The 352-nt window shown below is 47.7% G+C and carries 1 protein-coding gene; it reads right to left on the reverse strand.

From position 1 onward, the window contains the following. Positions 1 to 352: AAA family ATPase (locus B4K20_RS12620; protein WP_289283149.1), on the reverse strand; the 352-nt coding region annotated here is incomplete at both ends.

Genomic DNA, 352 nt, shown 5'->3' on the forward strand with positions numbered 1-352 from the left:
ATAATGCATTAAAACTGCTGGTAGACAGCATATGCACTTCGTCAATCAGATAGACTTTATAACGTCCACGACTCGGTGCGTATTGAACATTATCCAGCAGTTCGCGGGTATCATCGACTTTGGTACGTGACGCCGCATCCACCTCAATCAGATCAACAAACCGACCATTGTCGACTTCAACACAGCTGTTACATACACCACAAGGGGTAGAGCTGATGCCTTGTTCACAGTTGAGAGATTTGGCAAAGATCCTTGCCAATGTGGTTTTGCCCACGCCACGGGTGCCGGCAAACAGAAAAGCATGATGCAGGCGATCTTGATCAAGACCGTTGATCAGCGCGCGTAAAACATG

The sequence above is a fragment of the Methylophaga sp. UBA5088 genome, from assembly GCF_002414625.1.
GTDB classification, from domain to species: Bacteria; Pseudomonadota; Gammaproteobacteria; order Nitrosococcales; family Methylophagaceae; genus Methylophaga; species Methylophaga marina.